The sequence below is a fragment of the Comamonas flocculans genome, assembly GCF_007954405.1.
Taxonomy (GTDB): Bacteria; Pseudomonadota; Gammaproteobacteria; order Burkholderiales; family Burkholderiaceae_C; genus Comamonas_C; species Comamonas_C flocculans.
This window is the reverse complement of the sequence record NZ_CP042344.1, coordinates 2,681,063-2,705,129: the sequence shown is the minus strand read 5'-3', so window position 1 is coordinate 2,705,129 and position 24,067 is coordinate 2,681,063. Positions and strand designations below refer to the sequence as shown.

21 protein-coding genes and 1 pseudogene are annotated in these 24,067 nt (G+C 65.0%); all 22 read left to right on the top strand.

The features are described from left to right. Nucleotides 1–6: 6 nt before the first annotated feature. A complete protein-coding gene (locus tag FOZ74_RS12930; protein WP_146913450.1) occupies nucleotides 7–348 on the top strand; it encodes a copper-binding protein in 342 nt (113 codons plus the stop codon). 74 nt (nucleotides 349–422) lie between these two features. Continuing rightward, nucleotides 423–893: a hypothetical protein gene (locus FOZ74_RS12925; protein WP_146913449.1), complete on the top strand. Its 471-nt coding sequence runs from the start codon at nucleotides 423–425 to the stop codon at nucleotides 891–893. A 10-nt stretch (nucleotides 894–903) separates the two neighbouring features. Next, complete coding sequence (locus tag FOZ74_RS12920) at nucleotides 904–1,182, top strand: DUF2933 domain-containing protein (RefSeq protein WP_024537129.1); 279 nt, start codon at nucleotides 904–906, stop codon at nucleotides 1,180–1,182. 4 nt (nucleotides 1,183–1,186) lie between these two features. Beyond that, entirely contained in the window at nucleotides 1,187–1,834 is a 648-nt protein-coding gene (locus FOZ74_RS12915) for a methyltransferase family protein (RefSeq protein ID WP_146913448.1), read from the top strand. Between the two features lie 55 nt (nucleotides 1,835–1,889). Then, nucleotides 1,890–2,393 (top strand): c-type cytochrome, encoded by a 504-nt coding sequence (locus FOZ74_RS12910; RefSeq protein WP_013519551.1) that lies wholly within the window; start codon nucleotides 1,890–1,892, stop codon nucleotides 2,391–2,393. Nucleotides 2,394–2,502: 109 nt separating this feature from the next. Next, entirely contained in the window at nucleotides 2,503–4,365 is a 1,863-nt protein-coding gene (locus FOZ74_RS12905) for a DUF3141 domain-containing protein (protein ID WP_146913447.1), read from the top strand. Nucleotides 4,366–4,501: 136 nt separating this feature from the next. Beyond that, on the top strand, nucleotides 4,502–6,844 hold the full coding sequence (locus FOZ74_RS12900; protein WP_146913446.1) for a copper-transporting P-type ATPase: 2,343 nt from the start codon (nucleotides 4,502–4,504) through the stop codon (nucleotides 6,842–6,844). 53 nt (nucleotides 6,845–6,897) lie between these two features. Further along, on the top strand, nucleotides 6,898–7,140 hold the full coding sequence (locus FOZ74_RS12895) for a hypothetical protein (protein WP_255437610.1): 243 nt from the start codon (nucleotides 6,898–6,900) through the stop codon (nucleotides 7,138–7,140). Nucleotides 7,141–7,261: 121 nt separating this feature from the next. Continuing rightward, nucleotides 7,262–7,720 (top strand): hypothetical protein, encoded by a 459-nt coding sequence (locus FOZ74_RS12890; protein ID WP_186764596.1) that lies wholly within the window; start codon nucleotides 7,262–7,264, stop codon nucleotides 7,718–7,720. Nucleotides 7,721–7,855: 135 nt separating this feature from the next. Continuing rightward, the gene (locus FOZ74_RS12885) at nucleotides 7,856–9,112 is read left to right on the top strand and encodes a TolC family protein (protein WP_146914205.1); all 1,257 of its coding nucleotides are present in this window, start codon (nucleotides 7,856–7,858) and stop codon (nucleotides 9,110–9,112) included. A 14-nt stretch (nucleotides 9,113–9,126) separates the two neighbouring features. Further along, nucleotides 9,127–10,608 (top strand): efflux RND transporter periplasmic adaptor subunit, encoded by a 1,482-nt coding sequence (locus FOZ74_RS12880; RefSeq protein WP_146913444.1) that lies wholly within the window; start codon nucleotides 9,127–9,129, stop codon nucleotides 10,606–10,608. Beyond that, complete coding sequence (locus FOZ74_RS12875) at nucleotides 10,605–13,724, top strand: efflux RND transporter permease subunit (RefSeq protein ID WP_146913443.1); 3,120 nt, start codon at nucleotides 10,605–10,607, stop codon at nucleotides 13,722–13,724. The genes FOZ74_RS12880 and FOZ74_RS12875 overlap by 4 nt, the downstream gene beginning before the upstream one ends. 25 nt (nucleotides 13,725–13,749) lie before the next feature. Then, nucleotides 13,750–14,673 (top strand): LysR family transcriptional regulator, encoded by a 924-nt coding sequence (locus FOZ74_RS12870; protein WP_146913442.1) that lies wholly within the window; start codon nucleotides 13,750–13,752, stop codon nucleotides 14,671–14,673. Further along, the gene (locus tag FOZ74_RS12865) at nucleotides 14,673–14,933 is read left to right on the top strand and encodes an EexN family lipoprotein (RefSeq protein WP_146913441.1); all 261 of its coding nucleotides are present in this window, start codon (nucleotides 14,673–14,675) and stop codon (nucleotides 14,931–14,933) included. The genes FOZ74_RS12870 and FOZ74_RS12865 overlap by 1 nt, the downstream gene beginning before the upstream one ends. A gap of 251 nt (nucleotides 14,934–15,184) precedes the next feature. After that, nucleotides 15,185–17,193: pseudogene (locus FOZ74_RS12860) on the top strand (conjugal transfer protein TraG). Then, nucleotides 17,190–17,654, top strand: coding sequence for a ribbon-helix-helix protein, CopG family (locus FOZ74_RS12855; protein WP_024539897.1), 465 nt, complete (start codon nucleotides 17,190–17,192; stop codon nucleotides 17,652–17,654). The pseudogene FOZ74_RS12860 and the gene FOZ74_RS12855 overlap by 4 nt, the downstream one beginning before the upstream one ends. Then, complete coding sequence (trbB, locus tag FOZ74_RS12850) at nucleotides 17,651–18,700, top strand: P-type conjugative transfer ATPase TrbB (protein ID WP_146913440.1); 1,050 nt, start codon at nucleotides 17,651–17,653, stop codon at nucleotides 18,698–18,700. Before FOZ74_RS12855 ends, trbB begins: the two co-directional genes overlap by 4 nt. After that, a complete protein-coding gene (locus tag FOZ74_RS12845; RefSeq protein ID WP_003056137.1) occupies nucleotides 18,697–19,083 on the top strand; it encodes a TrbC/VirB2 family type IV secretion system protein in 387 nt (128 codons plus the stop codon). The genes trbB and FOZ74_RS12845 overlap by 4 nt, the downstream gene beginning before the upstream one ends. Then, entirely contained in the window at nucleotides 19,080–19,352 is a 273-nt protein-coding gene (locus tag FOZ74_RS12840; protein WP_013519651.1) for a VirB3 family type IV secretion system protein, read from the top strand. Before FOZ74_RS12845 ends, FOZ74_RS12840 begins: the two co-directional genes overlap by 4 nt. Nucleotides 19,353–19,366: 14 nt before the next feature. Then, the gene (trbE, locus tag FOZ74_RS12835) at nucleotides 19,367–21,838 is read left to right on the top strand and encodes a conjugal transfer protein TrbE (RefSeq protein ID WP_146913439.1); all 2,472 of its coding nucleotides are present in this window, start codon (nucleotides 19,367–19,369) and stop codon (nucleotides 21,836–21,838) included. Next, nucleotides 21,835–22,686 (top strand): P-type conjugative transfer protein TrbJ, encoded by an 852-nt coding sequence (gene trbJ / locus FOZ74_RS12830; protein ID WP_146913438.1) that lies wholly within the window; start codon nucleotides 21,835–21,837, stop codon nucleotides 22,684–22,686. The genes trbE and trbJ overlap by 4 nt, the downstream gene beginning before the upstream one ends. A gap of 11 nt (nucleotides 22,687–22,697) precedes the next feature. Beyond that, nucleotides 22,698–24,053, top strand: coding sequence for a P-type conjugative transfer protein TrbL (gene trbL, locus FOZ74_RS12825; RefSeq protein WP_146913437.1), 1,356 nt, complete (start codon nucleotides 22,698–22,700; stop codon nucleotides 24,051–24,053). The last annotated feature ends 14 nt before the right edge of the window (nucleotides 24,054–24,067 follow it).

The window sequence follows — 24,067 nt, the reverse complement described above, 5'->3', positions numbered from 1 at the left end:
ATCATCGTGACCACCATCCAACGTCTGCTCACCATCTCCGCCCTGGCCATGGGCGTTGCCCTGCCGATGGCGGGCCATGCCCAGGTCAGCCCCAGTCAAGGTCAGGTGGCGGCGCCTGCGTCGGACTCCATGACCGATGGCGAGGTCAAGAAGGTCGATCCGGATAACGGCAAGATCACCCTCAAGCATGGAGACATCAAGAACCTGGACATGCCCGGAATGACCATGGTCTTCACCGTTCGCGACAAGGGTCAGCTCATCAAGCTCAAGCCCGGCGACAAGGTGCAATTCATGGTCGTCCAGGAAGGTGGAAAGATGGTTGTCACCGACATCCAACCCGCGCGCTGAGCAGAGTCACAACCGCGCCGTGCCGCCGGACGCGGCAGCCCTAGTCACCCCCTCCACCGCAAGAAGGAAGCATCATGGTTCACATTCGTCATGCTCTGATCGGTCTCTGTGTCGCCGCCGCCTCCGTGGGCGTGCTGGCGCAAGGCTCCGACGAGCACAAGGACCACCATCCAGCGGAAACGACCGCCCCTGCGGCGGCAGCTCCGGCGCCGGCTGCAGCACCGCTATCGCAGGCCATGAACCCGGCCATGATGGCCGCGATGGAACAACGCATGCGAGCCATGCACGAGAAGATGGCCGCCGCCAAGACGCCCCAGGAGCGGCAGGCATTGATGGCCGAACACATGAAGACCATGCAGGACGGCATGCGCATGATGGAGTCGATGCACGGCCAGATGGCATCGGGCAACCCGCCCGCCGGTATGGCTGGCATGCAGCACGACCCGCAGATGATGGAAAAGCGCATGGCCATGATGGAGTCGATGATGCAGATGATGATGGATCGAATGTCCATGCCGCAAACCTCCACTCCCGGCACAAAGTGAGGAGGCCGTCATGACCCATGACCATGCATCCCATCCGCAGAGTGTGCAGACCGGCGGGTTCTGGCGCTCGCGCTATGCCATCGGCCTGCTCGTGTTCGGCGCTGCCGCCGGGTACTTTCTATGGACCGAGCACCGTGCCCACTTGGCGCAATGGTGGCCCTATGCCTTCCTGCTGGCCTGCCCGCTGATGCATGTCTTCATGCACAAAGGCCATGGTGGTCATGGCGGCCACGGTGGTGGCTCCGGAGCCACTGGCCAGGGCACTGGACAAAACTCCGACAGGGGCTGAGGCCATGGAGCACACGGGATCGTCGTATGGCCTGTGGACTCTGGTGGTGGTCAACGTGGCGATCTTCGTCATGTTCGCCTTCAGCTTCTTCAAGCCGGCCAGCGCGCGCGACTGGCGCAGTTTCGGGGCGTTCACAGCGTTCATCGTGGCGCTGTTCGTGGAGATGTATGGCTTCCCGCTGACCATCTACTTCCTGTCGGGCTGGCTGGGCCAGAAGGTCCCGGGCGTGGACCTGCTGAACCACAACGCCGGTCACCTGCTGGAGCTGCTGTTCGGCTGGGGCGGTGATCCGCACCTTGGGCCGTTCCACATTCTCAGCTACCTGTTCATTGGCGGCGGCTTCTGGCTGCTGGCTGCGGCTTGGCCCGTGCTCTACGAGGCCCAGCGGCAGGGGCGGCTGGCGCGCACCGGTGTTTATGCCTGGGTGCGGCATCCGCAGTACATCGCCTTCGTGCTGATCATGTTCGGCTTTCTCCTGCAATGGCCGACCTTGCTGACGCTGTTGATGTTCCCGGTGCTTGTGGTGATGTATGCCCGCCTGGCGCACAACGAGGAGCAGGAGAGTGCACGCCGTTTTGGACAGGCCTGGCAGGAGTATGCGCTCCACGTGCCACGCTTCATTCCGCGCTGGGGCGCATGGGCCCAGCCTTGAGCGATGCATCCGATGACCAGAATGTGACCATCAGCATGAAATCAAGGAAGTTGCGATGACGTTGAAACCGCTGGCCTTGTGGGCCGCAGGACTGCTGGCCCTGCTGCTGGTGGCAGGGGCGGGCTATTTTTCTCTGCGCGTCAGCAATCGGCAGGCGGCGGCGCCGGTGCACAGCCTGCGTCCCGATGATCCCCAGGTGCTGCGTGTCGGCGCCCGCATCTATGCCCAACAATGTGCGGCCTGCCATGGCGCCAGGAGCGAGGGGCAGCCCAGTTGGCGTGATCGTGGGCCCGATGGCCTGCTGCCGGCGCCGCCCCACGACGCGAGCGGCCACACCTGGCACCACCCGGACGAGCAGTTGTTCGCCATCACCAAGCAGGGGCTGGCCCAGTTGATCAATCAGCCCGACTACCGCACAGCCATGCCGATCTACGGCGGTGTGCTGAGCGACGACGAGATCGTGGCCGTGCTGTCATGGATCAAGGCGCAATGGCCGCCAGAGATACGGCGCCGCCACGATGAAATCAATATCCAGTACCGCCAGTCTTTGTCCCGCTAGCCATCGGGGCATGGACCAGTGCGGGGCTTGATGCGTCCACAAGGAAAAAGGCTTTACCTTGCCACGATGGCAGGGTAAAGAATCGAGTCAACTCCACAAAGGCATGGGCATGAACCATCACCTGCATCACCACGGCCATGCCGCTGGCGAACAGACCCCGGCAACTCAGGCACTGTCGGCGCTGGACTTTTTCGACTACCAGCGGGACTTCCTCGAACGCACGGTACTTTTCTGGGACACGCTTCGCCAGCGCGCGAACAACATGCTTGAGCACGAGCGAGCCGGGTTGCCGCCGCTTCTGGATTTCAAGCACGAAACGCTGCTGGACGCGCGCCGCTTCGAGCGGCCAGTCAACTATGCACTGCTGCGCATCACCGAAATCGACACGCATTGCTGGGACGACTGCGTCGACCCTGACAAACCGCCGGTCATCGTCGTAGATCCACGCGCCGGCCATGGCCCTGGGATTGGCGGTTTCAAGCGCGACTCTGAAGTTGGAATGGCCATGCGCGAAGGCCATCCGGTTTATTTCGTCATCTTCTTTCCGGAGCCGACTCTGGGGCAGACCCTGGCAGACGTGTTGCATGTGCTGCGGAGCTTCGTCGAAGAGGTCGCACTACGCCATCCTGGCAAGCCTCCTGTGCTCTATGGCAACTGTCAGGCTGGGTGGGCGGTGACGCTACTGTCCGCAGACTGCGCCGGTCTGGCCGGGCCGGTGGTGCTCAATGGCTCACCCTTGTCGTATTGGGCCGGTGAGTCCGGTGTCAATCCGATGCGTCTTTCCGGAGGGCTCCTTGGCGGCAGCTGGTTGGCGCATCTGACGGCCGACCTGGGCAATGGCCGCTTCGACGGGGCCTGGCTGGCGCAGAATTTCGAGAACCTCAAGCCCGAAAAGGCCGTTTGGGAAAAGTACGCCCAACTCTTCACCAACGTTGACAGCGAGCAGGAACGCTTTCTGGAGTTCGAACGCTGGTGGAACGGTTTTTATTTCCTGAGCCGAGAAGAGATTCTCGCGATCGTTGAGAACCTGTTCATCGGCAATCAGATTGAACAAGGTCTTTTCCGGATTTGCCAGGGTTGCACTGCTGACCTGAGGCGGATCACGAATCCAATCGTCATCTTTGCATCCTACGGCGACAACATCACGCCACCGCACCAGGCGCTTGGATGGATCCCCGCTGTCTACAGCGACACAGAGAATCTCAGGCAAGCCGGGCAGCGCATCGTCTACCTCACAAACCCGCATGTCGGCCATCTCGGCATTTTTGTCTCTGCCAGGGTGGCTCGTTTAGAGCACCGGGCCATCCTGGAGAGCCTGGCTGACATTGAAGCGCTGGCCCCGGGCCTCTATGAAATGAAGATCGACAATCCGTCGGGTGACCCGGACTGCCATAAACCCAGCTACAGCATCCGCTTCGAACCCCGTCAGGTGCAAGACCTGAAAACGGATTACCCGCAGGAAGCTTTTGAGCGAGTGAAACAAGTCTCGACGGTCAACGAAGCACTTTACCGGGCATTCGTCAGTCCTTGGGCGCAAGCGCTGGCCACGCCCTGGACAGCCGAAATGCTCAAGTGGCTCCATCCGATGCGCACCAGCCGTTATTTGCTCTCTGAAGCGTTCAGTCCATGGATGCGCGGCGTTGCCTTGCTGGCCGAGTCGCTTAGCAAGAACCGCCAACCGCTTGCGCAGAACCACCCGTTCATCAAGCGGGAGCGTGAAGCCGTAGGGGAAGTAACCCATGCGATGGGACAACTGCGCGAAGGCCGCGACGCTGCGAGGGAGCAGGCGTTTCGCCTGATGTTTCAAAACCCTGACTTGTTCTCAAGCGTTCTGAGCATGATGGGAAAAAAGGTCGGTGATGGCAATCTAGGGCGCCCCAATTCAGTTTCTGTGCTCGATGTGAAAGACGATCAGGTCGTGAAAACCGTTCCGGTGGGTAAGACGCCCAACGGCATCAGCGTTACGCCTTGACGGTTTAGCCGTCGCGTGCAGCCGCCGGGCAAGCATACAAAAAGTAGAACAAGCCAGATTCGTCCAATAAAAACAGCCTCGACCTTGCCATGCTGAACAGGTCAAGGGTCGAGCCAAACTCCACAAGGACATTGACATGAGCAATCACATACATCAGCACGGCAAGGGAGATTCGGCTGCCTTGGGTGATGCGCATTCCGACATGTTCTATGTCTGCCCCATGCATTCAGAAGTGCGGCAGAAGCAACCGGGTCGCTGCCCCAAGTGCCAGATGCATCTGGTGCCCGAGGGCGAAGCGGCACATGGCCGCCATCACCACGGCCATGCCGCTGGCGAACAGACCCCGGCAGCTTCTGCAGCGGCGCCCATGGAGGTCCCGGCGGGCACCATCTACACCTGCCCCATGCACCCGGAAGTGCAGCAGGATCATCCCGGCAATTGCCCGAAATGCGGCATGTCGCTCGAACCGGTGATTCCGCTGGATGAGGAGGACAACAGCGAACTGATCGATTTTCAGCGCCGCTTCTGGTGGACCCTGCCGCTGACCGTGGTGGTCACCATCCTGGCGATGTTCGGCCACCGCCTCGGCTGGTTCGACATGAAGACCCAGACCTGGGTCGAGCTGGTGCTGTCGCTGCCGGTGGTGTTGTGGACGGGGTGGCCATTTTTCGTCCGCTGCTGGCAGTCCATCGTCAACCGCAGCCCCAATATGTGGACGCTGATCGGCCTGGGCACCGGCGCCGCCTTTGTCTACAGCGTGGTCGCCACCCTCGCGCCCGGCGTGTTTCCAGACTCGTTCATCGCCCACGGCCGCGTCGCCGTCTATTTCGAGGCGGCGGTCGTCATCATCTCGCTGACCATGCTGGGTCAGATCATCGAATTGAAGGCGCGCTCGCAGACTTCGGCGGCCATCAAAGCTCTGCTGGGCCTGGCCCCCAAGACGGCGCGCCGCATCAATGCCGACGGCAGCGAGGAGGACGTGCCTTTGAACCATGTTCACGTCGGCGACCTGCTGCGCGTGCGGCCCGGCGAGAAAGTGCCCGTCGATGGCGTGGTGACCGAGGGCAGCAGTGCCGTCGATGAATCCATGCTCACCGGCGAGCCCGTGCCGGTGACCAAGCGCGCCGGCGACGGCCTGATTGGCGCCACGATGAACACCAGCGGCGCGCTGGTCATGCGCGCAGACAAGGTCGGCGCCGCCACCATGCTGTCGCAGATCGTGCAGATGGTGGCCAATGCCCAGCGCTCCAAGGCGCCGATGCAGCGCATGGCCGACGTGGTGGCCGGCAAGTTTGTGGTCGTGGTGGTGCTGATCGCAATCGCGACCTTCTTCGTTTGGGGATTCTTCGGCCCCGAGCCGAGCTGGGTGTTTGGCCTGATCAACGCCGTGGCGGTGCTGATCATCGCCTGCCCGTGCGCGCTAGGCCTGGCCACCCCGATGTCCGTGATGGTCGCCACCGGCCGTGCGGCCACACAGGGGATTCTGTTCCGCGACGCTGGCGCCATTGAAAAAATGCGCGAGGTGGATACGCTGATCGTCGACAAGACCGGCACCCTGACCGAAGGCAAGCCGGCCTTCGACACCGCCGTCGCCGCCCCCGGCTACACGCCGGACGAGGTGCTGCGCCTGGCCGCCAGTCTGGATCAGGGCAGCGAGCACCCGCTGGCGGATGCCATCGTCCGCGCCGCTCGGGACAAGGGGCTGAACCTGACCAAGGCCGACGATTTCGAGTCCGGCAGCGGCATCGGCGTGCGCGGCGCTGTCGACGGCCGGCGCTTGGCGCTGGGCAACACCACGCTCATGGAGCAGGAAGGCATCAAAGTGGACGCCCTGAAAACCGATGCTGAGCGCCTGCGCGGCGAAGGGGCCAGCGTCATGCACCTGGCCGTCGATGGCCAGCTGGCCGGCCTGCTGGCCGTGACCGACCCCATCAAGTCCAGCACGCCCGAGGCCATCCACACCCTGCACGCCAGCGGCCTGCGCATCGTCATGGCCACGGGCGATGGCCTCACCACGGCCAGGGCTGTGGGCACCCGGCTGGCCATCGACGAGGTGCACGGCGAGGTCAAGCCCGCCGACAAGCTGGCCCTGGTCGAGAAATTGCAGCGCGAGGGCCATGTGGTCGCGATGGCCGGCGACGGCATCAACGATGCGCCGGCGCTGGCCCGGGCCGACGTGGGCGTGGCCATGGGAACGGGCACCGACGTGGCGATGAACAGCGGCCAGGTCACCCTGGTCAAGGGCGATCTGCGCGGCATCGCGGCCGCGCGCGAGATATCCATCGACACGGTGCGCAACATGCGGCAGAACCTGTTGTTCGCCTTCATCTACAACGGTATCGGCGTGCCCATCGCCGCCGGCGTGCTTTATCCCATCACGGGCTGGTTGCTGTCTCCATTGATTGCAGCCCTGGCCATGAGCCTGAGCTCGGCCTCGGTGATCTTCAACGCACTGCGGCTACGGCGCGCGCGAGCCTAACCCGCATCGAGACAATCAAAGAGAGGTTACCGATCATGATGAACGGAATGTATATGAACGACATGGCGTGGTGGTTTAGCGCCCACTGGTTGATGATGCTGCTGGGTGCGGTGGTGATCGTGCTGCCGTTTTGGAAGATCTTTGCCAAGGCAGGTTTTTCCGGCTGGCTCGGCCTGCTGATGATCGTCCCCATGGTCAACCTGATCGCGCTGTACGTGCTTGCGTTCTCGGACTGGCCGAGATCGAAACGCGCCGACAAGTTGGATTCCGGTGACATGAATCCAGGATCTCGGTGACCTCGCATGCGCGGTAACTGGGCCGCCCGCGGGTAGATGAGCCACGAAGGCGCTTCTTTCCCGGGACGGCTCTCTGATCCGCGGCAAGTTGTCACACATCCAGCACAGCGAACATCCCACCATGGTTTCCATCCGAAGCATCGTCACGCAATGGGGTCGCCGGATTGTCGGCGGCCTCATCGTAGCCTTGCTGTTCTCGCAGATGGCGCTGGCGATGTATGCCTGCCCCAAGCAGGATGCGGATACGCACGCGGCATCGATGCAGATGGCGGGCATGGTCATGGACGAAGCCACCGGCATGTCCGCCATGCCGGATTGCCATGCCATGCCCGGGACGATGGACGACGAGTCTCCGCAGTTGTGCCGTGCCCATTGCGGCGGTGACGGCAAGCCCGCGCCGTCTCCGCAAGGACTGGACATTCCATCCATTGCGGCGGCCCATGCGGTCTGGATTGCCTACCTGCTTCCCGTGGTGCCCGACCCGCAATCATCGACCGGCGCCAGGTCTGACCCAGCGTGGCTCGACCACCGAACGGGCTCTCTCCCCCTCTATCTCACTTTCCAAGTCCTGCGCAATTGACACACCAAGTCGTGCCGGCCGTGCATTGGCACGGCAGAACACGTGACTTCGTGGCTATCAATTTCGAGGACCATCATGCTTGTTTCTTCCTCCGGCGCTCCCGGCGAGCGTCGCGCCGCGCCTGGCCGTGGCGTCATGTGTGCGATCTCGTGCCGCACACCGATACATCGGCTGAGCATCGTGAGCATCGCCCTGGCTGGCAGCATGCTCGCTTCCAGCGGGGCCTACGCGCTCAGCTTTGCCGAAGCGCGGGAAATCGCTGAACAGCAAAGCCCGCGCGTTTCCGCGCAGCGATTGCAGATCGATGCGGTCGAGTCCGCGCAGAAGGCCGCCGGCACGCTGCCCGACCCCAAGCTTTCCGTTGGCCTCGAAAACTTCCCCATCAGCGGCATGGACCGCTGGAGCCTGACGCGCGAGCCCATGACCATGCAGCGCCTCGCCCTCATGCAGGAGGTGCCGAACCAGGCCAAGCGCGATGCCAAGGTTGCCAGCGCCCAGGCGCGCGTGGAACGCGAACGCGCGGCGCTGGTTTTGCAGCGCCTGCAGATACGGCAGGAGCTCGGCCTGGCCTGGATTGCCGCGCAGGCCGTGGAACAGCGCGATCAACTGCTCGCCGAACTGCTGGCCGAGAACCAGCGCCTGCAAGACAGCCTGCCCGCGCGGGTGGCTGGCGGGTCGGCCCAGGCGGGCGACCTGCTGGCCGCACAGCAGGAGGCGCTGGCGCTGTCGGACCGGCGCGACGACCTGCAGCGCGACCGGGCCAAGGCACGTGCCATGTTGCGGCGGTGGGTGGGGCCACGCGCCGACGAGGCGCTGCAGGGCGACACCGGCGCCTTGGTGCGGCCCGTGGCACAACTGCGCACCGAGCTCTCCAGCCACGCCGAGCTGGCGCTGTACCCGGCCATGCAAAGCATCGCACGGGCAGAGTCCCACGAGGCGCAGTCGGAATCGCGTGGCGACTGGTCCTGGGAGCTCGCCTACAGCCGGCGCGATCGACGATGGGGCGACATGGTGTCGTTCCAGGTGACGTTCGATCTGCCATGGCAAAAGGATAGACGCCAGACCCCGATGATCCAGGCCAAGCAGCGCGAGCTGGAGCGCCTGGAAGCTGAGCAGGAAGACGTGTCCCGGCGGCATTTGCAGGAGCTTGACGACAGCGCGGCCGAACTGCAGGCCCTGGACAGCCAGATCGAGCGCCTCAAGTCCACCGGGCTGCAGTTGGCGCAGGGGCGAGCGGAGCTTGCTCTGAGCAACTACCGGGCCGCCAAGGGCGACCTGAGCGCCGTGCTCGGCGCACGCGCCCAGGTGCTGGAGACGCGCCTGCGCCTGATCGACCTGCAAGCCCAGCGCGATGGCGTGACGACGCGCCTGAACAGCCTGATCGCTGATTAACGGATCTCACAACCATGAACAACTCTCTGAAAAAATCCCTCGCGGGCCTGACGCTGATCGCCATCGGCGTGGCCGCGGGTTGGGGCCTGTCCCAATGGCGCAGCAGCACACATGCTGTGGACGGAGCAGCGCCCCAAGCCGGCGCGGCGGCCGAGCGCAAGGTGCTGTACTGGTACGACCCCATGTCGCCGACGCAGAAGTTCGACAAGCCCGGCAAGTCTCCTTTCATGGACATGGATCTGGTACCCAAGTATGCCGACGAGGATGCCCAGGACAGCGTGGGCCTGAGCGTATCGGCCCAGACCGTGCAGGCGCTGGGTCTGCGCACGGCCGAGGTGGTGCAGCGCGCCATAGGCTCCGATGTGGACGCGGTGGGAACGGTGCTGCTCAACGACCGCGATGTCAGCATCGTGCAGGCGCGCTCCGCCGGCTTTGTGGAGCGGGTCTATGCGCGCGCGCCGGGCGACGTGATCGGTGCCGGCGCGCCGCTGGCGGACCTGCTGCTGCCCGAATGGGTGGCGGCGCAGCGCGAGTTCCTGGCGGTGCGTGCGCTCAAGGACGAGTCGCTGACGACGGCCGCCCGGCAAAGGCTGCTGCTGCTGGGCATGCCGCAGGCCCTGGTGGCCCAGGTGGAGCGCACGGGCGAGCCCAGGGGCATCTACACCGTAAGCGCGCCCCAGGGCGGCCTGGTGGCCGAACTCATGGTGCGCCAGGGCATGACCGTTTCCGCTGGCGCCAGCCTGGCGCGCGTGAATGGCCTGGCCACCGTCTGGATCGAGGCCGCCGTACCCGAGGCGCAAAGCGGCCCGCTGCAACCGGGCCATGAGGCCCAGGTGCGCCTGGCGGCGTTTCCCGGCGAAGTCCTGAAGGCGCGCATCGTGAGCATCCTGCCGCAGGCCAACAGCGACACCCGCACGGTGCGCGTGCGGCTGGAACTGGCCAACCCCGGCCAGCGCCTGAAGGCCGGCATGTCCGGCCAGATCACGCTCCAGGGCCGCGAGCAGCCCGCACTGCTGGTTCCCAGCGAAGCCGTCATCCGCACCGGCAAGCGCGCCCTGGCCTATGTGGTCGATGGCCCTGGCAAATTCCACCCCGTGGAGGTGCAGCTGGGGGCGGAGATCGGCGACCAACTCGTGGTGCAAGGTGGACTGGAGGCGGGGCAGCAGGTGGTGGCCTCGGCACAGTTCCTGATCGACTCCGAGGCCAGCCTGCGCGGCCTGTTGCCCGCATCGCCGGGGGCGACGCCGGAGCATGGGGCGCATGGCGCGGCCCCGGCCTACACGGTGCGCGGTGTGGTGGAAGAAGTCTCCACTGCCGAGCTGACGCTGGCGCATGACGCCATCCCCGCCCTCAAGTGGCCCGCCATGACCATGGGCTTCAAGCTGGCCGACCCCCGCCTCGCCGCAGGCCTGGCACCCAAGCAACAGGTGCGCTTCACCTTCTCCAAGCAGGGAGAGGACTACGTGATCACCGCCATCGAAGGGATCAAGCCATGATTGCCAAATTGATCCGCTGGTCGGTGGCGAACCGCTTTCTGGTGCTGCTGGCCACGGCTATGCTTACGGCCTGGGGGGTGTGGGGCGTGCGCAGCACGCCCGTGGATGCCTTGCCGGACCTGTCCGACGTGCAGGTCATCATCCGTACCAGCTACCCCGGCCAGGCGCCGCAGATCGTGGAAAACCAGGTCACCTATCCCCTGGCCACGACCATGCTGTCGGTGCCGGGGGCCAAGACGGTGCGCGGCTTTTCGTTTTTCGGGGACTCGTTCGTCTATGTCCTGTTCGAGGATGGCACCGACCTGTACTGGGCGCGCTCGCGGGTGCTGGAGTACCTGAACCAGGTTCAGGGACGCCTGCCGGCCACGGCCAAGCCGGCCCTGGGGCCCGATGCGACGGGGGTGGGCTGGATCTTCCAGTACGCGTTGGTGGATCGCACGGGCAAGAACGATCTGGCGCAGTTGCGCGCGCTGCAGGACTGGTTTCTGAAATTCGAGCTCAAGAGCCTGCCCAATGTGGCAGAGGTAGCCTCGGTGGGCGGCATGGTCAAGCAGTACCAGGTTGTGCTCGACCCGGTCAAGCTCGCCTCCTACGGACTGAGCCAGGAGCAGGTGCGCGCGGCGCTGGTGGCCGCCAATCAGGAAACTGGCGGCTCGGTGCTGGAGCTGGCGGGGGCCGAATACATGGTGCGCGCCAGCGGCTATCTGAAAACCCTGGATGATTTCCGTGCCGTGCCGCTGGTGGCGCGCGGCGGTGTGCCGGTGCGCCTGGGCGACGTGGCCACGCTGCAGATCGGGCCGGAGATGCGGCGCGGCATCGCCGAACTCGATGGCGAGGGCGAGGTCGCCGGCGGCGTGGTCATCCTGCGTTCGGGTAAGAATGCCCAGGAGACGATTGCCGCCGTCAAGGCCAAGCTGGACGAGCTGCAGGCCAGCCTGCCGCAGGGGGTGGAGATCGTCACCACCTACGACCGCAGCGCGCTCATCGAGCGCGCCATTCGCAACCTCACCATCAAGCTGGGGGAGGAGTTTCTGGTGGTGGCGCTGGTCTGCGTGCTCTTTCTGTGGCACCTGCGCTCGGCGCTGGTGGCCATCATCTCGTTGCCGCTGGGGGTGATGATGGCCTTCCTCATCATGCGCTACCAGGGGATCAATGCCAACATCATGTCGCTGGGCGGCATCGCCATCGCCATAGGCGCGATGGTGGATGCGGCCGTGGTCATGATAGAGAACGCGCACAAGAAGCTGGAAGCCTGGCAACACGCGCATCCGGATCAGCGGCTGCAAGGCAAGGAGCGCTGGGAGGTGATCACGCGGGCCGCGGAGGAAGTCGGTCCGGCGCTGTTCTTCTCGCTGCTCATCATTACGCTGTCTTTCATTCCCGTGTTTACCCTCGAAGCCCAGGAGGGCCGCCTGTTCGGGCCGCTGGCGTTCACCAAGACCTACGCCATGGCGGCGGCGGCGGGCCTGTCCGTGACGCTGATCCCGGTGCTTATGGGCTACTGGATTCGCGGCCGTATTCCGGATGAGCAGAAGAACCCCATCACCCGCATGCTGATCGCGGTGTACCGGCCCGGCCTGGAATGGGTGCTGCGCCGGCCCAAGGCCACGCTGCTGATCGCGGTGCTGGCGCTGGCGACCACGGCCTGGCCGCTGGCCCGGCTCGGCGGCGAATTTCTGCCCCGCCTGGACGAAGGGGACTTGCTCTACATGCCCTCGGCCCTGCCGGGGCTGTCGGCGCAGCGCGCCACCGAGCTGCTGCAGATCAGCAACCGCATGATCAAGACCGTGCCCGAGGTGGAAACCGTGTTCGGCAAGGCCGGGCGCGCGGAAACCGCGACCGATCCCGCGCCGCTGGAGATGTTCGAGACCACGGTCAAGCTCAAGCCCCGAGAACAATGGCGTGCCGGCATGACGCCCGAGAAGCTCGTCGAGGAACTGGATCAGGCGGTGAAAATCCCCGGCCTGTCCAACATCTGGATTCCGCCGATCCGCAACCGCATCGACATGTTGGCTACCGGCATCAAGAGTCCGATCGGCGTCAAGGTGACGGGCAACGACCTGCATGTGATCGATCGCATCGCGGCAGAGGTGGAGCAGGTCGCGAAGGGCATTCCAGGCGTGTCGTCATCGTTGGCGGAGCGGCTGACCGGCGGCCGGTATGTGGACGTGCAGATCGACCGCGTGGCGGCGGGGCGCTATGGGCTGAACGTGGCCGATGTCCAGGCGGTCGTCGCCGGTGCCGTCGGTGGCGAAAACGTGTCGGAGACCGTGGAGGGGCTGGCGCGCTTCCCGATCAATCTGCGATACGCGCGTGAATGGAGGGATTCACCGGAAAGGCTGAAGCAACTGCCCATCTTCACCCCCATGGGGCAACAGATCACGCTGGGCACGGTGGCGCGCATCGCCATCACCGATGGGCCTCCCATGCTCAAGAGCGAGAACGCCCGGCCGTCCGGATGGGTGTATGTCGATGTGCGTGGGCGCGATCTTGCTTCGGTAGCCAACGAGTTGCGCGATGCGGTCGGGAAACAGGTCAACCTGGAGCCAGGCGTGAGCATCGCCTACTCGGGGCAGTTCGAGTACATGGAGCGGGCCAATGCGCGCCTGAAGGTCGTGGTGCCGGCGACTCTGTTGACCATCTTCGTCTTGTTGTACCTGACGTTCAGTCGTCTTGACGAAGCCGGCCTGATCATGGCCACCTTGCCATTTGCCCTCACGGGAGGCATCTGGTTCCTGTACCTGATGGGCTACAACCTCTCCATCGCCACGGGCGTCGGCTTCATCGCCCTGGCAGGTGTTGCAGCAGAGTTCGGCGTGGTCATGCTCATCTATTTGAAGCACGCCTTGGATGAGCGCTGCCCCGACGGCCAACGGCCAACGCGGGAAGAACTGCTGGATGCGATCCGGGAAGGCGCCGTGCTGCGCGTGCGGCCCAAGGCGATGACTGTAGCGGTCATCCTGGCAGGCCTGGTGCCCATCGTCTGGGGCAGTGGTACGGGTTCGGAGGTCATGAGCCGCATTGCGGCGCCAATGCTGGGAGGGATGGTGACTGCACCGTTGCTGTCGCTGTTCGTGATTCCAGCAGCTTTCGTCTTGATGCGCAGGCCACGCTAGCTTGGAATACCAACAGGATTGACTCATGGAACTGCGCCACCTTCGCTGCTTTATCGCAGTCGCAGAGGAGCTTCACTTTGCGCGCGCGGCCGAAAAATTGCATATCGAACAATCACCGCTGTCGCGGGCTATCAAGGAGTTGGAAGAAGAACTGGGCGTGATGCTGTTCGCCCGCACCACGCGCAGCACCCGGCTGACTCGCGCTGGAAAGTTGTTCCTGGAGCATGTGCAGCGTGTCTTCACGGCTTTGGAGCAGGCGCGCGACAGTGTGCAAGCCGCAGCCAACGGGTTCGACGGTCAGTTGCGTATCGCCTTGTCCGACGGCATCACTCCTTCACGCCTTCCGGCCTTGCTCGCGCACAGCCGCGAAGAAGACCCGGAGGTGGAAATCCGGCTGTTCGAGGTGCCTTTGGCCCAGCAGATCAAGGGGCTGCATGACGACCTGTACGACGCCGGATTCTCGATGGCCGAGGACGCGGGTGATGGCATCCTCGTAGAACCAGCCTGGGACGATCAACTGATGGTGGCGGTGCCGGCACGTCACCCCGTATTGGTCTACAAACGCATTCCGTTAGATGAGGTTCTGCGCTACCCATTGGCATTGGGTGATCCGGCGAACTGCGAAGGGCACGCGCGCCAGGTGGATCGCTTCCTGCGCCAGCAGACAGCGCAGGAGCCGTTGATCGCGCAACGGGTAGCGACGTTCGAGGTCATGATGACGCTGGTTTCCGCTGGGCTGGCCCTGGGGCTGGCAGGCGCTGCGCACATTGCATCCAGTCGCGAACTGAACGTGGTGGCCCGCCCCTTGGCAGGCAGGTCACCGATGTTGACTACTTACCTGCTGCGCCGGGATACTGAACCGACTCAGATGCTGGCGCGCTTCATCGAGCGGTTGCAGCTTATCGGCTCGACAGGCGGTGATGCGGCCACCATTCAGAGAGGTGTGTGATGCGTGATTCAGTGATGCTTGCGGCATTCGCCGCCATTGTTCTTGTCGCCTGCGGCAAACCCGAGTCAGCCGCGATGGAAACTGTGGAATCGCTGGCTGCCAATCCAGAGCGCCTCAAGACGCTGCGCGAGCAATGCAGGCTGGAGAGGGCCAAGATGGGTGATGAGCTGTGCAATCGTGTCTCAGAAGCCACGCGAAAACGCTTCTACGGGAATGGCAACGTACCCTACACACCGCCGAAAGAACCACCCAAGTTCTAACCTGCCCAATTGCCGATCGTGACCGATGGGCCACGCACCATTCGCTTTTTGCTCGACGCGCTGCAATGCGCCCGCGTTTGCGGCGTTTTGCCTTGGCTCGCTACGGCGCTAATTCTTCCTTTTTGCTCGACATTTCTGCTTAAAACGGTCTTTGACCGGCACTGATCCGGCACCGATCCTGACGCCTGCGGCACGTTGTTGTGCCGCTTCTTCCATGAGGAATCAGCGCAGGAGAAATCGGAGGCCAGGTCATGCAAGGGACGAACGTGCTGTTCGGTCAGATCGCCGTGGTATTCGGCATCGTGATCGCCGGCGTGTGGGGCGCCACACAATGGACAGCAACGGCCCTTGGCTATCAAGTACGCCTTGGCTCGCCCTAGTTCGATTTTTTCGGGACACCGATCTATCACCCGTGGCGGCTGTTCGAGTGGTGGTTCGTTTTTGACGCCTGTGCGCCACGTGTGTTCGACACGGGCGGCGCCATCGCGGGTGGCAGCGGCTTGCTGGGGGTGGTGGTCGCCATCGGCATGTCGATCTGGCGCTCGCGGCAATCGCGCCTGGTCACGACCTACGGCTCGGCACGCTGGGCGAACGCAGATGACATTCGCAAGGCAGGACTCACGCAGCCGGCCGGCGTGTTCCTCGGCCAGCACGAACGCCAGTACCTGCGGCACGAAGGCCCGGAGCATGTCCTGACCTTCGCACCCACGCGCTCGGGCAAAGGCGTGGGCCTGGTGGTGCCGACCTTGTTGTCGTGGCCGGCGTCGGCTGTGATCCACGACATCAAGGGCGAGAACTGGCAGATCACCGCCGGCTGGCGCTCGCGCTTCTCGCATTGCCTGCTGTTCAACCCGACTGATGCGAAGTCGGCGGCATACAACCCGCTGCTGGAGGTGCGACGCGGCACGCATGAGGTGCGGGACGTGCAGAACATCGCGGACATTCTGGTCGATCCCGAAGGCGCGCTGGAGCGGCGCAACCACTGGGAGAAGACGTCGCACGCGCTGCTGGTCGGCGCCATCCTGCATGTGCTCTACGCGGGCGAGGACAAGACGCTGCGCGGTGTCGCCAACTTCCTCAGCGACCCGGCCTGTCCCTTCGAGCTGACATTGCACCGGATGATGACCACGCCGCACCTCGTGAACGAGAACGGTGGTGGCCCGCATCCGGTGGTGGCATCCGCCGCGCGCGAAGTGCTCAACAAGAGTGACAACGAACGCTCGGGCGTGCTGTCCACGGCCATGTCGTTCTTGGGCCTGTACCGCGACCCCACGGTGGCCGAAGTCACTTCGCGTTGCGACTGGCGCATCGCCGACCTGATCGCGGCCGAGCACCCGGTGTCGCTGTACCTGGTGGTGCCGCCTTCGGACATTTCGCGCACCAAGCCGCTCATTCGCCTGATCCTCAACCAGATCGGGCGGCGCCTCACCGAATCACTCGATGGCAGCGATGGCATCACACGCCGCCACAAGCTGCTGCTGATGCTCGATGAGTTCCCTGCGCTGGGGCGCCTGGACTTCTTCGAGACCGCCTTGGCCTTCATGGCTGGCTACGGCATCCGCAGCTTCCTCATCGCGCAGTCGCTCAACCAGATCGACAAGGCTTACGGTCAGAACCATTCGATCCTCGACAACTGCCATGTGCGCGTGACGTTCGCCACCAACGACGAACGCACGGCCAAGCGGATTTCCGAGACGCTGGGCACCGCGACCGAGCTGCGCGCGCAACGCAACTATGCCGGGCATCGGCTCGCGCCGTGGCTGGGCCACCTGATGGTGTCGCGGCAGGAGACCGCCCGCCCGCTGCTGACGCCAGGCGAAGTCATGCAGCTTCCACCCGACGAGGCCGTGGTGATGGTGTCCAGCGTGGCGCCCATCAAGGCCAAGAAGCTGCGCTACTACGCGGACGCCAACTTCAAGCACCGCGTGCTGCCGCCGCCTGTGCTTGCAGGCAGTCAGTACGCCGATGCGCCGCCATCGCGGCCGACGACTGGAGCGGGCTGGCGATCCCCGCCGTGCCCGCCACACCGGCCACGGCATCCGCCGATGGCCTGGGTTCCACGGATGAAGGCGGCCCACGCCGTCAGCCCGAACTAACTGAGGCCGTCGTCTACGACCCCGAGTTGGCCGCGTCCGCGGCCGACCTCGCGTTGCTCGATGACGACGATCTGCCGCTACCCCTTCCTCGCCAGCTTGATCCGGCCATGCAGCGCACGGCCCGGCTGGCATCGCTGAACCCCAACGACGGAATCGAGCTATGAGCCACTACCGCCTCAACCTGTTCATCCAGCCAGAGCACGCCAAGCGCCTGGACGAGCTGGCCGCCAAGAAAGGCGTTTCCAAGTCGTCCATCGTCGCGGCGGCGCTCGCATCGTGGCTGTCGCCCGATGCTGCCGACCAGCGTGAGGCGGCCATTGCCAAGCGGCTGGATCGCCTGTCGCGCCAGGCCGAGCGCATGGAGCGCGACCAGAACATCCAGATCGAAACGCTGGCGCTGTTCATCCGCTACTTCCTCACGGTGAGCACGCCCGTACCTGAAGCGCATCAGGACGCTGCACGCGCCCAGGGCAAGGCGCGCTTCGAGCAGTTCGTGGAGCAGTTGGGTCGCCACCTGCTGCGCGGGCGCAGCCTGGTGCGCGACGTGGTGGAGGAACTACATCCCGACCCCATGCGGATGGAGGACGCGGCAGCGGACGCGCAGGCGTGGGAGCGTGCGTCATGAGCGCCCGAATTTCCATTGAAGGGCAGTCCATGACCGCCACTTCGCTGGATCGCCGGATCCAGATGCTACGCACGGCGATGGGGCCGCTGATCGCCGCCGCGCTCGAAGACCCGGACGTGGTGGAAATCATGCTCAACCCCGACCGGACGCTATGGATTGATCGCCTGTCCTCGGGCCGCGCGCCGATGGGCGTGGAGCTGTCCGAGGCCGATGGCGAGCGAATCATCCGCCTTGTCGCCGCCCACGTCGGCGCGGAAGTGCATCGCGGCCAGCCGCTGCTGTCCGCCGAGCTTCCAGAAACCGGCGAACGCTTCGAGGGCATCCTGCCACCCGCAGCGCCTGGGCCGGCCTTCGCCTTGCGCAAGCGCGCCGTGGGCGTCATTCCACTTTCGCGCTACATCGAAGACGGAATGCTGACGGCTCAACAGGCGGGCTTTCTGGTGCGCGCCGTGCATGAGCGTCAGAACATCCTGATTGCCGGCGCGACAAGCAGTGGCAAGACCACGCTCGCCAATGCGCTGCTGGCTGAGATTGCCGCCACGGGCGACCGCGTGCTTGTGCTCGAAGATACGGTGGAGCTGCAATGCGCGGCCCGCGACCACGTGCCGCTGCGCACGCGCGCGGGCGTCGTGTCGATGACGGAACTGGTGCGCTCCTCCATGCGCCTGCGCCCGGATCGCGTCGTCGTCGGCGAGGTGCGCGGCGCCGAAGCGCTGGATCTCATCAAGGTGTGGGGCACCGGCCATCCGGGCGGCATCGCCACGATTCATGCCGGCTCCGCGCTGGGCGCGCTGTTGCGCCTGGAGCAACTGATTCTCGAAGTGGCGGTGAATCCGCCCCGTGCACTGATCGCCGAGGCGGTCAACGTCGTGATCTATATCGCCGGGCGTGGGCGCAAGCGCCGCATCGAGAGCATTGCCCGCCTCAATGGCTTCGACGGCGTGGGCTACCAACTGGCGGATGCGCTGGAAACACCGTTTCCCGAGCTGCTGCCGCAGTCCGACCTTTCTTCTCTGTCCCCTGACAACTCTGGAGAACTGCCATGACGCACGTTGATGCTTTCCGTATTTCTGTAAATCCGCTTTCCCGCCGCTCCAGTCCCGCGCGGTTGGATGGCCTGGCTCGCCCGGCCATGCAAGGCTTGATGCTCGCTGCCTTCATGCTGCTGCTTGCGGGCACTGCGCAGGCTGCCGGCTCCTCGATGCCCTGGGAAGGGCCGCTGCAATCCATCCTCGAATCCATCCAGGGTCCGGTGGCGCGCATCGTCGCGGTCATCATCATCATCGCCACGGGCCTGGCGCTCGCGTTCGGCGACACGTCGGGCGGATTCCGCAAGCTGATCCAGATCGTCTTTGGCTTGTCCATCGCGTTCGCCGCTTCGAGCTTCTTCCTGTCGTTCTTCAGCTTCTCGGGCGGGGCCGTCGTATGAGCGGCCCGGACACTTTCGCGGCCGGGTTCGAGGTGCCGCTGCACCGCTCGCTCACCGAGCCGATCTTGCTGGGCGGCGCACCGCGCACCGTGGCGATCGCCAATGGCACCTTGGCCGCCGCTGTCGGGCTGGGCCTGCAACTGTGGATTCCCGGCGTGGTGCTCTGGATCGTCGGCCATTCGCTCGCAGTATGGGGCGCGCGCGTCGATCCGCAGTTCATGGCCGTGTTCGCGCGGCACATCAAGCACCAGTCGCTGCTGGACGTGTAGGGGAGGACGCCGCGATGCTGAACCTCGCCGAATACCGCCAGCGTCCTGCGCTGCTCGCCGACTGGCTGCCCTGGGCCGGACTGGTGGCGCCGGGCGTCGTCTTGAACAAGGACGGCAGTTTTCAGCGCACGGCCCGGTTTCGCGGGCCTGACCTCGACAGCGCGACACAGGGCGAGCTGATCGCCACATCGGCGCGCCTGAACAACGCGCTGCGCAGGCTGGGTTCGGGCTGGGCGCTGTTCATCGAAGCCGAACGCCGCGCCGCCGCCGACTATCCGCACTCCGAGTTTCCTGAACCGCTGTCGTGGCTGGTGGACGCGGAACGCCGTGCCGCTTTCGAGGAGTCCGGCAACCACTTCGAGAGTGGTTATCACCTGACGCTGGCCTTCCTGCCGTCCGTGGAATCTCGCGCTCGCGCTGCGGGCCTGCTGTATGAAAACCGGCCGACCGAAGGCGTGGATTGGCGCGAACGGCTGCACGCATTCGTCGCTGAAACGGATCGCATCTTCGACCTGCTCGATGGCGTGATGCCGGAGATCGCGTGGCTCGATGACAGCCAGACGTTGACCTACCTGCACGCGACCGTCTCGACGCGACGCTACCGCATCGGCGTGCCCGAAGTGCCGTTCCACATCGACGCGCTGCTGACCGATTCCGCGCTGGTCGGTGGCCTGGCGCCCATGCTGGGCGACCAGCACCTGCGCGTGGTGTCGGTGCGGGGCTTCCCGACCTCGACTTGGCCGGGGATTCTGGACGACCTCAACCGCCTCGGTTTTGCGTACTGCTGGAGCACGCGCTTTCTCTGCCTCGACAAATCCGAGGCGGAACGGGAGTTGGGACGCCTGCGCCGCCAGTGGTTCGCCAAGCGCAAGAACGTCATCGCGCTGCTGCGCGAAACGATCTTCCAGCAGGAAAGCCCGCTGGTCGATACCGACGCCAACAACAAGGCCGCCGATGCCGACGCCGCCTTGCAGGAGCTGGGCAGCGATCAAGTCGCCTTCGGCTATCTGACGGCGACCGTCACCGTCATGGACGAGAACGCTGCCGTCGCAGACGAGAAGCTGCGCATGGTGGAGCGCGTCATCCAGGGTCGGGGCTTCGTCACCATCCCTGAAACGCTCAATGCTGTGGATGCGTGGCTGTCGTCCATTCCGGGCAACGCCTACGCCAATGTGCGGCAACCCATCGTCTCGACGCTGAACCTCGCGCACATGATGCCGGTGTCAGCGGTATGGGCTGGGCCGGAGAAGAACGACCACCTCGACGGCCCGCCGCTGATCGTCACGCGCACCGATGGCGCCACACCGTTCCGGCTGGTGACGCACATCGGCGACGTGGGCCACACGCTGGTCGCAGGCCCGACCGGGATGGGCAAGTCGGTCTTGCTCGCCACGCTGGCGATGCAGTTCCGCCGCTATCGCGGCTCGCGCATCTTCGCCTTCGACATGGGGCGCTCGATGCGCGCCACCATCCTGGGCCTGGGTGGCGAGCACTACGACCTCGGGATGGATGGCGAGATCGCATTCCAGCCCTTGGCACGCATCGACCGCGAGGGCTATCGCACCTGGGCGGCCGAGTGGATCGAAGGCCGCTTGCTGCATGAGGGCGTGGCGGTCGGCCCCGACGAGAAGGCGGCTATCTGGTCGGCGCTGGGAAGCCTCGCCGGTGCGCCGTTGGAGCAGCGCACTATGACCGGCTTATCGGTGCTGCTGCAATCGAACGCGCTGCGACAGGCGCTGTCGCCGTATGTGCTCGGCGGTGCCCACGGCAAGCTGTTGGACGCCGACCATGACCGGCTGGGCATGGCCGACGTGCAGTGCTTCGAGATGGAGGAGCTGATGCACAGCAAGGCTGCCGTCATGGCCGTGCTGCATTACCTCTTTGCGCGTTTCGATGAACGCTTCGACGGGGCGCCCACGCTGCTGATCCTCGATGAGGCCTGGCTGTTCCTCGATGACCCGGTGTTTGCGGCCCGCATCCGCCAGTGGCTCAAGACGCTGCGCAAGAAGAACGTCAGCGTCATCTTCGCCACGCAGAGCCTCGCCGACATCAAGGATTCGAGCATCGCGCCCGCGATCATCGAAAGCTGCGCGAGCCGCATCTTCCTGCCCAACCCGCAGGCAACCGAGCCGCAGATCAAGACGATCTATCAGGGCTTCGGCCTCAACAGGCGGCAGATCGAAATCGTCGCCACCGCGCAGCCCAAGCGCGACTACTACTACCAATCCCGCCTCGGCAACCGCGTGTTCGACCTCGACCTGGGGCCGGCGACGCTGGCCTTCGCGGGCGCTTCCACGCCGCAAGACCAGCGCGCCATTGATGAGGTTCTTGGCCGCGTGCCGCAGGACGCCGGCGTGCCCGGCTTCGCGGGCGCCTGGCTGCGCCATCGCGGCCTCGATTGGGCGGCCGACCTGCTGCCCTCGTTCCCCGGCTTCGCGCCGGGTTCCCTCCGTATCGCTGACCACCCCCAGGAGAACCGGCCATGAAATTGCATACCCCCAAGCTCGCCGCGTTGACCGCCGCCTGCGTGCTCGCCTTTGGCATCGCGCAACCCGCCCATGCCTTGTTCGGCGTCGGCGACATCGTGCTCGACCCGACCAATCTGGTGCAAAACACGCTCACGGCGGTTCGCACACTGGAGCAGATAAATAACCAGATCCGCCAGCTCCAGAACGAAGCGCAGATGCTCATCAACCAGGCGCGCAATCTGGCCAGCCTGCCGTCCAGCGTGGTCGGCCAACTGCGCGCCAATCTGGCGACTACCCAGCGACTGATCGCGCAGGCCAAGGGCCTGGCCTACGACGTGACGAGCATCGACCGGGAGTTCGCGCGTTTGTATCCCGAGAAGTACGCCGCCACGGTGAGCGGCAATCAGATGTACCTCGATGCGCAGGAGCGTTGGAAGAACACGCTGGGCGGCCTGCAAACCACCATGCAGATGCAGGCCCAGGCGTCGCAGAACCTGAGCGACGACGAAAGCGTGCTGGCCGACCTCGTGGGCAAGAGCCAGTCGGCCGAGGGCGCGCTGCAAGCGATGCAGGCCCAGGCGTCGCAGAACCTGAGCGACGACGAAAGCGTGCTGGCCGACCTCGTGGGCAAGAGCCAGTCGGCCGAGGGCGCGCTGCAAGCGATGCAGGCCATGAACCAATTGCTGGCCTTGCAGGCCAAGCAGTCGATCCAGACGCAGCGGCTCCAGATCACGCAAGACCGCGCGGCCTCGCTGGAACTGGCGCGGCAGGCGGCGGCCACGGAGCGCGGACGCGAGGTGCGGCGACGTTTTCTTGGCGCGGGCACGCCGTACACGCCCCAGACCGTCAACTTCTACGGCAACTGACGGGCCGGGTCATGAACGACGTGACGGTCATCGACCGATTTCTCGACACGTTCTCGCGCTACATCGACTCGGGCTTCGGTCTGCTGCAGGGGGAGGTGGCTTTCCTCACGGCCACGCTGATCGTCATCGACATGACGCTGGCGGGCTTGTTCTGGGCCATGGGCCATGCCAGCGGCCAGGGCGAGGACGTCATGGCCAAGCTGATCCGCAAGGTGCTCTACGTGGGCGCCTTCGCCTACATCATCGGAAACTTCAATGCCCTGGCGGGCATCGTGTTCCGGTCGTTTGCTGGGCTGGGACTGACAGCCAGCGGTTCGACCCTGAGCATGGGCCGCTTCCTGCAACCGGGGTGGCTCGCAAAGACAGGGCTGGATGTGGCAGCGCCCATCCTTCAGCAGATCGGTGATCTGGCAGGCTTCCCCGAGGTGTTCGTCCACCTCGACATGATCGTGGTGCTGTTCTTCGCTTGGCTGGTGGTCATCGTCAGTTTTTTCGTGCTGGCGGTGCAGCTCTTCATCACGCTGATCGAGTTCAAGCTGGCCACGCTGGCCGGGTTCGTGCTGGTGCCGTTTGCGCTGTGGAACAAGACCGCGTTCCTGGCCGAGAAGGTGCTGGGTAACGTGGTATCGGCGGGCATCAAGGTTCTGGTGTTGGCCGTCATTGTGGGCATCGGTTCGGGGCTGTTCACCGAATTCAGGATACCGCCTGGCTCCGAACCTTCCATCGACCGGGTGCTGGTCATCATGCTGGCCTCGCTGTCCATGCTGGCCCTGGGCATTTTTGGGCCGGGCATTGCCACCGGACTGGTGTCGGGCGGCCCGCAGCTCGGCGCAGGTGCAATGGCCGGTGCGGCGCTGGGCGCCGCCGGCGCTGCTGTTGCCGTGGGCGCTGCGGCCACGGGCGTTGGTGGCGCAGTAGCCGCCGGGGCGCGCATGGCGCCCGCTGCCGCCAAGCTGGCCGGCAGTGGAGCGCGTGCCGCCACCGGAGCCGCCAGCAGCGCGCGGTCGGCGTTTCAGGCAGGTTCCGCATCCGCTGGTGGCGGCCTCAAGGGTGCTGCCGCCGGCGTAGGCAATGTCGCCAAGACCGGCGCGCAGGCGGCCGGGCAGAAGGTGGCCGAGGGCGCACGCTCAATGAAAGAGTGTGTCGCCGCTGCCTTCCGGCCCGATGACGCCGGATCGGCGTCGGGGGCCGGTGCCGCGCAGGCGGCAAACGAGCCAACCCCATCCACTGCGCAACCCGCCTGGGCCAAGCGCCTGCATCGCAGGCAACAGCTCACCCATGCCGCGACGACCGCCGCCCACACGCTGCGCGGCGGCGATGGCGGCAGCTCCAGCCAGGGGCCAAGCCTGCGCAACACCGATGAATGAAGCGATTCCTGATC